The following is a 13,103-nucleotide window of genomic DNA, read 5'->3' as shown; positions in this document are numbered from 1 at the left end:
GGTGGATGGCGAGTCACCACGATCGCAATGTATGACAGGTGAAGCAAACGGGGAGGAATGGGCATCGTGCTTCCGGCAGAAGGTGGGGGCGGCTCGGGGGGCGCAGCCGACCTCAAGCGCGGGGTAGGCGAGTTGAAGAAGTTCCGGCGTCGGGTCGACGCCGTGCTCGCGGACCTGGAGGGCGGCGACGGCGGTGCGGCCAAGGTCGCTGTGGAGCGGGTGACGCGGGCGTCGTTCGGTGGCAACTTCCACGAGGCGCAGGGCTTCCACGACGAGTACAACCGCGTCCACAAGGCGCTCGTTTCGCTCTCGAAGAACCTGGGCGATCAGATCGAGCTGCTGACGATCGGAGTTCACGCGGCCGATGTCGGCTACGACAACGTGGAGGAGGACGAGCGCCGTCGCTTCCACGAGATCCAGGCTCGCCTGGACAAGGAGCGGGACGCGTTCGAGCGTGAGGCGGAGCGCCGCGAGAAGGAGCAGGGCGACAAGCCCGGCGGTTCCCAGCCGCCTCGCAATGATGCCAAGAGCGGTGGCGGATATGGGGGATGACCGATGAGTGAAGAGAAGCAGCCGACGCCTGAGAAGCCGAAACTGACTCCGGAACAGGAACAGCAGGCGGACGACGCCTCGATCCAGGGGAAGTACGCCGGCATCGACTTTTTGGCGCGCGCGTCGGACCTTGTCGACATCTTCGGCCCTGGTATGGGCTACGTCGCCTTGGGCGAGACTGCCTTCGACGGCGAGGCTCTCAACCACCTGATCGACCTGGTGCAGAGCGCCAACCCCGCGGATCTGGAGCATGCCGGAGAGGCGCTGGAGAAGGCGACGGTCGCCATCAACAGCGCGGCCAAGGACCTGAACGAGTTCGTCAAGAACACCGAGTGGGAGGGCGAGGGAGCTACGGCCTTCCAGGCGTACGGCTCCAGTGTCGTCGGATACGCATGGGGTGTCGCCAAAGTCGCCAATGCCGTCGGCGCCCAGATGAAGGTGGCCAGTACAGGGCTCGCATCGGTGCGCAACGCGATGCCGCCGCGCGACAACCGTGCACTTGCCGATCAGAAGCGGCCGGAGCAATTCAAGGCGGAGGAAAAGCGGCAGGACAACCCCGAGTACCAGAAGGCGCTGCAGGTCGAGAAGGACCGGCAGGAGGCCATCAACCAGATGAACCGTCTGGGGTCGTACTACGTGGTGTCGCAGTCGACGCTGGCAAGCCAGAAGATGCCGGAGCCGCCGACGGCGTACAAGGCGGCGGTGCCCAAGCCGTCGGGGTGGAAGGACCCAGGGGCGGATTCCGGTTCCACGGAGCCCCGTGGCAAGTTGTCGCAGTCAGTAACGGAACGTACCGGTGCAGGTGAGCGTGGCGATAGCGAGACAGTCTCCCGGACCGGGACGCTGGGCACGGCGCAGCCGGTTCCGGACTCGACCTCCATGGAGATCGACACAGTGAAGACGCTGCCGCCCACTGCGACGCCGCCTTCCCCCACGACCGGAACACCCCCCACCACCCAGGCGCCCGTGCCTCCCATGACGGAGAACTTCGCCCCCCCGCTGTCCAGGACCTCGCCCAGGTTCGGTCCGGCCGGCGAACCCCGAAGGACTGGTCCCTCGGGCACGAGGCAGCCGCTGGAGCGCTTCGGCAAGGCCGGCGATCCCACGACTGGGCGGACTGCCGGACCTGCAGGAAAGAACGCAGTCCCTCCGGGGCGTGCTCCTGCCCAGGCCACCGGGCGCGCCAACCCGACGGGCCGACCTCCTGTTGTGGGGACTCCTCCCAGCACGATGCGGCAAGGCATCGGCGGTACCAAGGGCCAGCCGCCCGTTGTCGGTCGGCCCACCGGCACGGGACAGCCCATCAGCGGGCGCAACACCGGTCCTGCAGGTACCCGCGGCGGCCGTGGCGATGGAATCGTCGGGGGCAAGCCGCAGCGGGCCACGGGTGGTACGACTGGGTCGCGCCTGCCTCGGGGCACTGTCGTCGGTGGGGAGAATCCGGCCGCTGGCCGTTCCTCCGCGGCGCGGCCCAGCCAGACGGGTGTCGTCGGTGCCGGAACCGGTGACAAGACGAATCGGCCGGTCGGTCGGGGCACTCCCAGCGCTAACGGAGTTGTCGGGACGCCGCGGACTGGGGCGCGCCCCGGCACCGGGGCGAACGGCGCCGGAGGCAGGGTTTCTGGGGCCGGTCGTGGAAACCAGCGCCAGCGCGCAGACGACCATCAGGACCGCGAGGGCACGGCTCGCCCGGATCACCTGACGGAAGACGAAGAGACGTGGGCCAACCGTCGGCGTGGACCCGTGCCGCCGGTGATCGAGTAAGCGCTGGGGAAGGTTCAGAAGTCAGGATGACGGTAGGAATGGTTGAAGACCGGGGTTTTCGTCGACGACTGATCACCACTGTGACGGTGGTCGTGGCGCTGACAGCAGGTTACTCGGGGCCTGCGTCGGCTGCGGTGGCCGTCGACGTTCAGTCGAAGCAGTGGTATCTGGACGCTATGCAAGCCGAGGAGATCTGGAAAACCTCGACGGGCGAAGGCATCACGGTTGCCGTCATCGATTCGGGCGTCAATCCTTCAACGTCATCCCTAAAGGGGCAGGTGCTGAAGGGGAAGGACCTCGCCGAGATCGAAGGCGACGAAACCGACGACTATCGGGGCCACGGAACGACGATGGCCGAGCTTATCGCCGGTACGGGGCAAGGTGGTGGGCTCAAAGGGCTGGCACCTGGAGCAAAGATCATTCCGTTCCGGACCAGTGACACCGAACTCCAGAACGAACAGAAGGTCAATGCCTTCGACATGGAAGAAGCGATCAAGGCAGCGGCTGACAGCGATGCCAAGATCATCAATGCGTCGTTCGGTAACGAGTACTACAGCTCTGCGGTTCGGGAGGCCGTCAAATACGCTCAGGAGAAGGGCAAGCTGTTCTTCACGGCAGCCGGAAACGATGCGAAGAAGGGTAACCCGGAGAGCTACCCAGCCATGTATCCGGAGGCGGTTGCTGTCGCCGCAACTGGTGCTGACGGTCAAGTAGCTGACTACTCCCAGCACGGCGACTTCGTCGACCTTGCGGCTCCTGGCAACGACATCCCACGCTGGTGCGACGACAGCTTCACCCGTTACTGCGACGGAGACGGCGGCACCAGCGCTGCCACCGCCCTCGCCTCCGCCTCCGCCGCTCTCATCTGGTCCGCGCACCCCGACTGGACCGCGAACCAGGTCCTGCGCGTCATGTTCGAGTCAGCCGGCCGCGGCGAGGACTGGAAGAAGGGCACGGTCAGCAACTACCTCGGCCACGGCCTCGTCCGGCCCGCCGCCCACATCAACAGCGGCATCGGCAAGCCGGGCGACCCGAGCATCAGCCCTCTCACGAACGAGAAGGTCGGCGGTGCTTCCGGCTCGTCCGCCACACCCGAGGCTTCTGCACCAGCTTCGTCACAAGCCCCCCAGGACAAGCCCGACTTCCCTGCCCCCGTGGCAGGCTCCAGTACGGAGTCCTCGGACGACAGCAGCCTGCCCGGATGGGTAATTGGCGCTATCGCCGCCGCGGTGGTGATCGGGGGCGGGGCCTTCGCCGTCGTACGGAAGCGTCGCAGCGCCTGACCAAACGGCCGGGCCTCGGGGCCCGTTCAGACCTTCACCTCAAGTCAGGCTTCACCTCACAACCTGGTGAAGCGCAACCCAGCCGGTCATAACAGTAGTTCAGAAGGGAAACGCAACCGTGTCACAGGGCCAGCGGCTTTCAGACCAGCAAGTCATCCAGCTCGAGAAGCACCTTTTCGAGAAGTTCAACTCGATCAAGGGGCAGCTCCAGCAGATTCAGGGCACGATCGACAGCCTTGAGGGCCAGTGGAAGGGTATCGGCGCCGGGGCCTTCAACACGAAGCAGCAGGAGATCAACACCTCAATGGTGCGTCTCGGCAACATCCTTGCGAAGTTCCTCGAGGCGATGAGCACCTCGCGGAAGATCAAGGACGGCACGGAAGACGACGTCCGGGCTGCTGTGCAGGCCATCAACGTCGACCTCGGTGTCGGCACCAGTGCCGCTCCCAAGTCGGGGCTCAGCGGCCTCTAGGACCACTGGGCGCACTCGATCTCGGCACCTGCAATGCCGAATGACAACAACACGTGAGATGAGGGAATCATGGGCATGAACTCGGGAGACGAGCTCGTCGTCAAGTACGACGGCCTCGACATGGCGGCGACCACGCTCGGCAACCAGGCCAAGAAGCTCGAAGAGGACCTGCGGGAAATCAAGACGGCCATGGCCAGCGTCGCCGCAGGCTGGGAGGGCGAGGCGCACACCGCCTACGTCCAGGAACAGCAGAAGTGGGACAAGGAAGCCGCGGACATCCACCAGGCTCTCATGCAGATCGGCAAGGTCGTTGCGCAGGCAGGCGGCGACTACATGGGCGGCGACAAGAAGGCCGCCAGCTACTTCGCCTAGGCGCTGAACGTCGTTGACACGAGGGGTGGGCACGCGCGAGGGGTGCCCACCTCTTGTTCATTCGGTCTTGGCGCATTCGCGCAGGCCAGCGGGCCAAGTCCCGACGACCCGTGAGTGGTCGCCTGGTATCACGTGACGGGGTGGCCCACTGCCGTGCTTCGGTGATCAGGGCCTGACCGGTAGGGCGGAGACCGAGCCGGCATGCGCGACGAAGACGCGGTTGCCGTCTCCGGAATACACGTACGGACCGAAGCCCATCTTCGAGTATTCGAAGACCTCTTCACCGGAGCGGGTGTTGGCGGCGATCAGACCGTCGTCGCCGGACTCGGCGATCCACACAGTGCCCCCCTGGACTACGGGTGGCAACGCGGCGTCGTGTCTGCCTCCCATGTAGAGATTCCACTCCTCCTTGCCGTCGTCCGTTCGGAGGCGGTGGAGGTCGTAGTCGACGGCGTACATCTCGTTGCCTCGGACGGCTGGAGGCCCCCACTCCCTGGATTCGGCAGGAACGCTCCACAACTCCTTTCCGTCGGCGAGCAACCGGGAGGTGAGCGTCTTGCCGCCAAGGAACACCTTGTCCCCGATCACGGCGGGTGTGACCGCTGACGTTCCCTGGTCGTCGAGATCCCAGACGGCCTTGCCGGTGGCCGTATCCAGAGCGATCACATTGCCGTCCGATGGGAACAGGACCAGCCGGCCCTTTGCGGCCGCCGCCGCGGGAGGCTCGGCTCTGGATGTCCGCACAGGCGTGGGCACTGACCAGAGCACCTTGCCGGTCGTGGCGACGACTGCCTGCAACTGCCCTTCCTCGGTCATCACGTACACGGCGCGGCCGTCCGAGGCCAGAAGATTGCCGACAGAGACGGGGACCGACCACACTTGTTCGCCTGTCGAGGCGATGAACGCAGATAGGGATCCTTCAGCATCCGCTGCCAGGACGAGACGGTCGGCCGCCGTGAGAAAACCGGCGGATGCCAACGCCTCAGGCGCCGTCCACTTCTGCTTTCCGTCGGTCACCCGGTGGGCGGCGAGTCCGCCGTCGGTCGAGCCGAAGACCACGACGTCCCGGACCGGGAGAGGGGCCGGTGTCCTGGAGTCTGCTCCGGTCACGGGCCCCCACAGAGGGGTCAGCTCCTCATCGCGTTTGAGCACGGCGGCCACGGGCCGTTCCGCGGCCGCCGGGATGACCGGCTTCTTCGGAGGCGCGGGATCGCGTAGGAACCACCAGGCACCTGCGCCGGCGACGCCGAGCGCTGTACCTCCACCGGCCAGGGAGACGAGCAGGCGCCGACGCGTAGGCGCGGCGCCGTCGGTTCGTGCAAGGGTCGAGGCAAGGGATGCGGCGCTTTCCTCACGCCGCCGGATCTCCTCGGCCAGAGGGCCCGTGCGCCAGATTCTGTCCGCTCGCCGAGGAGGTGCGAAGGCCTGCACCATCTGCGCGGGCAGTGGACGATGGGCCGGGTCCTTAGCCAGGCAGGGGAGCAGCAGGGCCCGGATTCCGTCGGGGACGTGCCGTAGGTCCGGATCGCCGTGGACGACCTGGTACTGCACGCCTGCCACATGCGGACCGTCGTAGGCACGGATTCCGCTCGCCGCGTAGGCCAGCAGTGCGCCCAAAGAGAAGACGTCGGCCGCCGGCCCGACACGCTGTCCGAGCACCTGCTCCGGCGCGCCGTATCCGGGTGTGACCGGGATCTGGCCGGTCGTGGTCAGGGTCAGTCCGTGCTCGGGACGGGCGATGCCGAAGTCGATGACACGCGGACCGGCCGAGGTCAGTACGACGTTGGACGGTTTGAGGTCGCGGTGGACGAGACCTGCCGCGTGAATGTCCTGCAGCGTGCGGGCGAGAGCCGTCGCGAGGACGCGCAGTCCGGCCTCGTCCAGCGGCCCGTACGCGGCGATCGCCTCTTCGAGTGTCGGGCCCGCCAGGAACTCCGCGGCGATCCAGGGACGGCCGCCCTCCAACTGCGCGCCGAGGACCCTTGCCACGCCGTTGCTCGTCACGGCCTGCGCGGTGACGGCCTCCCGTACGAAGCGTTGAGCCAGATGCAGGTCGTGGGAGAGCTCGGGGTGCAGGACTTTGACCGCCGCGGTGCGGCCCGCGTTGTCCCGCCCGAAGTAGACCTTTCCCATTCCGCCCGCACCCAGGGTGCCGAGAAGCCGGTACGGGCCGAGGCGCAGCGGATCGCCGGCGCTGAGGGGGTTCATCGCGAGATTGCTCTCTTCACTCGAAAGGCAAGGCGTTGATGGAGTTGCCGTCGACGCAGATGAGCCGCTCGGCTGTCTCATGTGCAGCGAAGAGCGAAGCGGAAGTCCGGTAGGTCCACGCGGACTTGTGGGTTCGCATGTCGACGGCGCTGATGCCGGTGTTGACCTTGGTGTAGACGAATTTCCTGCCGATGACCGGTGGCGGATCGAGGACAGGGGCCACGTCCTCCGTCAGGTCCTCTGATTCCTCCCAGAGGAGGCTTCCTGTCGAAGCGTCCAGGGCCACGATGCCGCGGTTCCCCTCGGCCGCGTATACGACGCCGTCCCGGACGGCCGGTGTTCCGTAGCGGCGTGCTTCTTGTGGAATGCCGCCGTAGTTGCGTTTGTCGCCGAACTTCCAGGCGACCTCACCGTCGGAGAGCCGCAGTGCCCAGACATGGCCGCTGGCGACGTAGGCATGCTGCTCGTCCAGGGCGAGGCTGCCCGGCATGATGTATGAATCGTCGTTGTCCTGTCGGGGGATGTCCCAGCTCCAGAGGATCTCCCCCGTGCGGATGTCGCCGGCAGTGACGGAGAAATACGGGCCGAAATCGTCATCCCTCTCACTGGCGGTGTGTCTGCGACAGAGAATCAGGCGGCTTCCGGTGACCTTCATGCTGACGGCCGTCGACGCATCGCCCGGATAGAACTGCGACATGGTCTTCTGCCACCGCTTCTCGCCGGTACGGATGTCCACCGCCAGCAGGTGCCAGTCATCGGCCTGCTCATCAGATTTGTCGTGGCCGGGCACAACCTTCCGCGCCGCGATGAAGAGCAAACCCGCTGTCGCGAGGAGTACTTCTGCGTCCCCGTAGGTGCCCGCGAACCCGGGGATCAGGGCTATGCGGCGCTGCGCCACTCCGGTGCCCGGGGTGAAGGCGTGGACCGAGAGCTTGTCTGTCCCCCCTTGCTCCGGGAGGAAGCCGTAGGTCACCCTGCCGTCGGTCGTCATGTAGTTCGGACCCGGAAACACTCGGAACGACCAGCGGTGTTTGCCGCTTTTCGCGTCCAGGCCGACAACCTGCCCGTTCCGCCAGGTGGCGACTGTATCGCCCATGGCCATCAGGAACGGCTGTGTCCCAGTGTCGCCGGCATCGGCGCGCCACAGGGGACGGACTCCGTCGTCGGCGGGGAGTGAAGACGTGTCCTCGTCCGTCGCCCTCCTCCCGGCCCACACCCACGCCCCCGTGCCCGCCGCGCCCACCGCCACCAGCGAACCGCCGGCCACCGACAGCAGCTTGCGCCGGGACATGCCCGGGCGGGCCGTGGACGGGGCCGCGTAAGGGCCCTCCGTAGGCGGCGGCAGCCGGTGCGGCTGGTGCAGCCAGACCTCCGTTGCGCGGCGGGCGATGTCCGTGAGCAGCGGCGTCGGCAGGTGATCCGCGAATTCGCCGCGGCCGTCGTGCAATTCGGCTGCGAGCTGCAGGGTGGTGGGGCGTTGACCAGGGTCCTTGGACAGGCAGCGGGCCAGGACCGGGCTCAGGCCGGCAGGGACTCCTGTCAGATCGGGGTCGGCGTAGCGGACGCGGTACAGCAGGTCGGCCGCCTGGCCCGTGCCGAACGGGCCGTGGCCCGTGGCCGCGAAGACCAGGACGCCGGCGAGGGCGAACACGTCGCCCGCGGGCGTGTGTTCCTGGCCCGTGGCCTGCTCCGGGGACATGAAGGCGGGCGTGCCCGCCGCCGTGCCCGTACGGGTGAGGCGGTCGTCGCCGGCGGCACGGGCGATGCCGAAGTCGATGATCTTGGGGCCGTGGGCCGTGATCATGACGTTGGAGGGCTTCAGGTCGCGGTGCACGACGTCGGAGGCGTGGAGCTGGGCGAGAGCTCCGGCGAGGGCCGCGCCCAAAGCCCGAACGGACGCCTCGGGCAGCGGGCCGCACAGAGCGACCGCGTCGTCCAGGGGCGGGCCGAGGACGTACTCCGTGGCGAGCCAGGGGGTTTCGGCGGCCGGGTCGGCGTCGACGACGGTGGCGCCGTGGTGGTCGCCGATGATGCGGGCTGCGTCGGTCTCGAGGTGGAAGCGGGTACGCGCGGCCGGGTCGCTCGCGATCCGGGCGTGCATGGTCTTGAGGGCGACTGTGCGTCCGCCGGCGGTGCGCGCGAGGTAGACGGTGCCCATGCCGCCGTGGCCGAGGCGGGCGAGGAGCCGGTGGCCGCCGATCTCGCCCGGGTCGTCGTGGGTCAGAGGCGCAAGCATCGTCATCAGGTCCTGGAGGCGGTCGGATTGAGGCGGATCTCGGCCGCGAGCAGCTGGGCCGACTGGCGAGCGAGTGCTGCGACCACACGCCCGGGCAGCCAGCCGGGGGACAGCAGCGACGCCGCCGAGTCCAGCACTGTCGCCGACGGCGCGGACGAAGCCGGCGGGAGGGCGAGCAGCAGTTCGGACGCTGTCGGGCGGGCAGCTGCGTCGCGGGACAGGCAGCGGGAGATCAAGGGGCGCAGGGAATCGGGCAGTTCGGCGCGGTCCGGGACCGTGTGGCCGGTGGCGGCGTACGCGAGGACCGCGCCGAGTCCGTGGATGTCACCCGGCGGCCGGGGCCGTCCGCCGGCCGCCGCCTCCGGGGCGAGGCTGCCCGGCTCCAGCCCGGGGCGGCCGCCGCGCGGCTCGCCGTCGGGGGAGGCCGCCCGCACGGAGCCGAAGCAGGTCAGACGCGGCCCGTCCCACGCGAGCAGCACCGCGGCGGGGGAGAGGCCCGCGTGGGTGACGCCCGCCGCGTGCGCGGCCGCGAGGGTGTCGGCGAGAGCCGTACCCAGGGCTCGTACGGTGTTCTCCGGCAACGGCCCGCCGTGCACGGCGAGCACAACGGGCAACGGAAGCACGGGGAGATAGGGCGTCGCGTACCAGGCCACGTCGGGAGTCGGCGACACCTCGACAACGGGCAGCACCCACGGCCCGACGAACCCATGCGCCGCCTGCGCCTCCACCAGGAACCGCCCGGGGTCGATGCCGTCGAGCGGCGCACTGACCAGGACCGTGCGGTCACCGTCCGCGCTGCGCGCGACGAACCGCTGCTCCGGCGCGGGTGGGAAGCCGGGGCCGGTCGGGTCGAGCCGGGTGATCAGCTGGTACGGGCCGATACGGCGTGGGCCGTTGCCGGAGGGCCGTTCCGTGCGCCCTCGTTCCATCTGCGAATCCCCCTCTGAAGCTGATCAGCCACAGGAGCCTACCGGGGACCGCGCAGCGGCGTGGACCGGCCCGCGTGCTCGCAGCAAGTCCCATGAGACGCAGTCGCGTCACCGCCCGCCGATGTGTGTCCATTCGAAGAACCCCCTCTGCCCCTGGCGCCAACCTGACGGCACCTGTTCAGGCGTTCGGGACGGTTCCGGGCGCGGGACGTGAGCACGATCCGGGCGAGCGTGCGTTGTCCAGGTCGCTCGACCGCCGGGCGGAGGTTGCCGTGCGACTGCCCAGGGTCAGTCGCGCGGCCCCGTCCCTCTGGAGCGAAGGACCCCGGGCAACCGCCTGGGCGGCTCCCCGGGGCCCTGCCTTGCTCAGGCGCGTGGGGTGCGGCCCGGTCTCATGACCCGGCCCCCGTGCAGGCCTCCGACTCGGCGACGGACTTGGCGTAGGCGAGCAACAGCTCCTTGGCCGCGTCGGCGTCCGAGAACTCCTTGTTGTAGACGAGAACTCTGACGAACAGTTGGTTCCGGTCGGGATGGTCCTTGGCAGCCACCGGGCAGGGGATGCGACGCACGCCCCCCTTGCCGGACCACATGTAGGTCGCGTCCTCGCTGGTGTGCTCGTCGAGGTCGATGTACGGGTTGATATGCGCCGCATCCCTCACGGAGGGGTCCGCCCGCCACTCGGAGATGGCACTGAACACCGTCGTGCCGTCGACATCGACCTTGCAGTGGGTCTTGCCCACCTCGCGCGACGGTGCATGCGTCTTCACCGTCTTGCCGCTCTTGGGCAGGACCGGGCCCACTACGGCGCTGGGCACGGTAATGCCGCAGAGGTCCGACGGCACGGCGAAGGACCGCTTCTCCTCCGGTTGCGAGCAGGCGGTGAGCACCAGGGCGAGGGCAGCCACCGCAACGGCGGCAAGCTGCCGTCGTGCACCCCGCCGCCCCGGCACCGGAGTCGGCGACAGCGCCGCAGCCTGCCCGGGTTCAGGGCGCGTGCGAGCAGGTGTCATGCGGCGGGAACCTCCGTGGTGAGATGGTCGGCCATGCGCTGGGCGTTGGTGGCCGCGTCGTTGAAGCCGTCGTCGCGCCCCTCCAGAGCCCAGTCCGCCACCTGGTCCTGATAGGGAAGCCCGTGAACCTTGGCCGCGTTGATGGCTGCCATCTGGGAATGCTCCGCGCTCAGATCCCTGTTCTTCTCCCACAGCTCGCCCGCATCCTGGCTGGCCTCCGTCAACACGTCGGTCTCGGACTGCTGGAAGATGTGCTCGAGGACCATCCCGCTGACTGTACCCGCGACTCCGCCGGCGATTGCTCCGCCCACCGGCGTGGCGATGAAGCTCACGCCGACGCCGATGCCGGTTCCGATGGCTCCGGACCACGCGTTCTTCTGCTGCGCGACCGAGTCCGAGAACTCCTTCGCCTCCTTCGAGGCCGGCCCCAGAACGGCTTCCTGCATGCCGATGGCGAGTGATCCGCTGACTTCGCCGGAACGCCGGGAGATGGCCTGGATCGTCTCCTCGGGGGAGTGAGGATAGCGCTGGTCCGCCGGCAGATCCGGATTGAGGTGGTAGTCCATGAGACCGGCCATGTACGCCTTCTGACCCACTTCGACGGCCGCGTGCCCGTCTGGGCTCTGCCCCACGGTGACCAGAAGAGCCGTCACGTCCTTGTGTTCGAGTTGGGCCTGGGTGCCCGCCAGGGGGAAGAGCTTGTCGGTGTTCCCGTGCGGATCGTCCGCGAGCGCGCGGTTGATGTCCGGCAGATACTCGGAGGTGATCTGCCCCACGCTGTCGGACATGTGCGCGTGGTCCGTGAGCCGCTTCGGGTCCTCCGAGATCGACGCGACGAGGTCCGACATGAGCCTGGCCTGGTCCGGGTTGTGCGGCGGTGTGTCCTCGGTCGGCATTTCGCCCGCGGGATGGCCGGTGGTCGCGGCCTCCAGTGCCATCGCCAGGTTGTTCCGGCCCTCGATGCTGTCCTCGCCCTTGTCGTCCCTCTCCTCGGGCCAGTCCCGCTCCTCGAAGAGGTAGTCGAAGTTGCTCAGCTCCCTCTTCTCGTTCTTGCCGTTGCCGTCGGCGTCCTCCTCGAAGTCGTGGTCCTCGTCCTTGGTGACGAAGTCCCCGTTGAAGAATTCGGTGGCAGCGTCCGGGCTGTTCGACAGTGCCTTGAGGAAGCCGGTCATGGGGTCGGAACCGGAGTCGGTGCCCGTGCGATTGAGCAGCGGGTCCATGCCCATGTGCTGCCAGCCCCTCGGCATGTGACGACCGTTGTCGGTCATCTTCTTCTCGGTCTCGATCAGCTTGCTTCCGTAGTCGTTCAGGAAGCGGTCGTCATAGTCGCCCCAGCGCATGAGGTTGCTCATGACCTGGAAGCCCATGGTGGTGCTGTTCTTGGAGATCGGCTGGTCACCGAGATTGACCATCTCGTACTTCCACCGGGACATCTCGGGCGAGTCCGCCTGGGTGGCCGTGGCGAGGGTGAGGCTCAGGGCCTTCTGGAGGTCGTCGTACTGGTCGACGCGCTCGCGGCCGACCTTGTACGCGGCATGAGGATCGTTGAGGCCCGCCCAGAAGTTGAGCGTCCCCTGCGGTCCGAGCGTCGTGGCGAAGTGCTCGGAGAAGATCTCGTCGCCCGAGTACTTCTCCAAGCCCGACTTCAGTGCGTCGAAGTCCGCCGGTGTCATGTCCTCCGGCTTCTTCTTGGCCAGGGCCGCGAGCCGCTCGGCTTCCTTGACGGCGTTGGCCGCCTCGTCGCGGTTGTTGTAGTTGGCGTCCGAGAAGCCGTAGTCCGTGAGATCCACCAGCGCCTTGAGCGACGTCGAGGCGGTGCTGTCTATCTCGGTCGCCTTGTTCAGGATCCCCTGGAGCTCGTCGCGCAGGGCATCGAGGTCCGCCTGCCCGCCGGGGGCTTTCTTGTCCGGGTTCTCCCGAACGGTGAAGCCGCCGCCGTTCGCGGTCACCGTCAGGTTCTTGCCCCGACCGCGGTCGATGGCCTCCTTGAGCAGGCGCTGCTGGGTCTTCAGCTCGTCGCGGGTGTCGCGCATGATGTTGCGGATGGACGTCGCCTGGGTGACGGCGTCGCCGAACTCACCGGCGGTCTTTCCTATGAACTCACGGGAGACGGTGGCGTTGTAGCCGGCCCAGTTGGCCTTCTTGGCCTGACCGTGCAGGCCGTCCTCGGCGTCCTTCTTCAGCGTCTCGAGTTTGGTGAGCATGCTCGTCCAGTCGCTGACTGTGTCGTCGAGCAGCTTGAAGTTGGCCGAGTGCAGAGCGTCGAAATCCATCAGA

Annotated in this window: 10 protein-coding genes; 5 read left to right on the top strand and 5 right to left on the bottom strand. The window is 67.9% G+C overall.

The window, feature by feature from the left end:
- The first annotated feature begins 57 nt into the window (after positions 1-57).
- From HW130_RS21655 to HW130_RS21635, 5 genes are all read left to right on the top strand, one after another.
- The gene (locus HW130_RS21655) at positions 58-552 is read left to right on the top strand and encodes a hypothetical protein (protein ID WP_177151325.1); all 495 of its coding nucleotides are present in this window, start codon (positions 58-60) and stop codon (positions 550-552) included.
- A gap of 3 nt (positions 553-555) precedes the next feature.
- Positions 556-2,316 carry a hypothetical protein gene (locus HW130_RS21650; RefSeq protein ID WP_177151324.1) on the top strand — a complete coding sequence of 587 codons (1,761 nt, stop codon included), beginning with the start codon at positions 556-558 and terminating at the stop codon, positions 2,314-2,316.
- A gap of 38 nt (positions 2,317-2,354) precedes the next feature.
- The gene (locus HW130_RS21645) at positions 2,355-3,599 is read left to right on the top strand and encodes a S8 family serine peptidase (protein ID WP_256356239.1); all 1,245 of its coding nucleotides are present in this window, start codon (positions 2,355-2,357) and stop codon (positions 3,597-3,599) included.
- Between the two features lie 118 nt (positions 3,600-3,717).
- Positions 3,718-4,071 (top strand): WXG100 family type VII secretion target, encoded by a 354-nt coding sequence (locus tag HW130_RS21640; RefSeq protein WP_177151322.1) that lies wholly within the window; start codon positions 3,718-3,720, stop codon positions 4,069-4,071.
- A 69-nt stretch (positions 4,072-4,140) separates the two neighbouring features.
- Positions 4,141-4,443 carry a WXG100 family type VII secretion target gene (locus HW130_RS21635; protein ID WP_177151321.1) on the top strand — a complete coding sequence of 101 codons (303 nt, stop codon included), beginning with the start codon at positions 4,141-4,143 and terminating at the stop codon, positions 4,441-4,443.
- A gap of 165 nt (positions 4,444-4,608) precedes the next feature.
- On the opposite strand, the gene HW130_RS21630 is transcribed toward HW130_RS21635, so the two are convergent.
- The 5 genes from HW130_RS21630 to HW130_RS21610 form a co-directional block, all read right to left on the bottom strand.
- On the bottom strand, positions 4,609-6,651 hold the full coding sequence (locus HW130_RS21630) for a PQQ-binding-like beta-propeller repeat protein (RefSeq protein WP_177151320.1): 2,043 nt from the start codon (positions 6,649-6,651) through the stop codon (positions 4,609-4,611).
- Between the two features lie 16 nt (positions 6,652-6,667).
- Entirely contained in the window at positions 6,668-8,887 is a 2,220-nt protein-coding gene (locus HW130_RS21625) for a serine/threonine-protein kinase (RefSeq protein WP_177151319.1), read from the bottom strand.
- 5 nt (positions 8,888-8,892) lie between these two features.
- On the bottom strand, positions 8,893-9,816 hold the full coding sequence (locus tag HW130_RS21620) for a serine/threonine protein kinase (protein ID WP_177151318.1): 924 nt from the start codon (positions 9,814-9,816) through the stop codon (positions 8,893-8,895).
- A 392-nt stretch (positions 9,817-10,208) separates the two neighbouring features.
- Positions 10,209-10,826 (bottom strand): hypothetical protein, encoded by a 618-nt coding sequence (locus HW130_RS21615; protein ID WP_177151317.1) that lies wholly within the window; start codon positions 10,824-10,826, stop codon positions 10,209-10,211.
- A complete protein-coding gene (locus HW130_RS21610; RefSeq protein ID WP_177151316.1) occupies positions 10,823-13,099 on the bottom strand; it encodes a DUF6571 family protein in 2,277 nt (758 codons plus the stop codon). The genes HW130_RS21615 and HW130_RS21610 overlap by 4 nt, the downstream gene beginning before the upstream one ends.
- Positions 13,100-13,103: the final 4 nt, after the last annotated feature.

This window comes from Streptomyces sp. PKU-EA00015, assembly GCF_013387495.1.
Taxonomy (GTDB): domain Bacteria; phylum Actinomycetota; class Actinomycetes; order Streptomycetales; family Streptomycetaceae; genus Streptomyces.
Note: the sequence above shows the minus strand (reverse complement) of the source record. Positions and strands in the feature narration are given on the sequence as shown.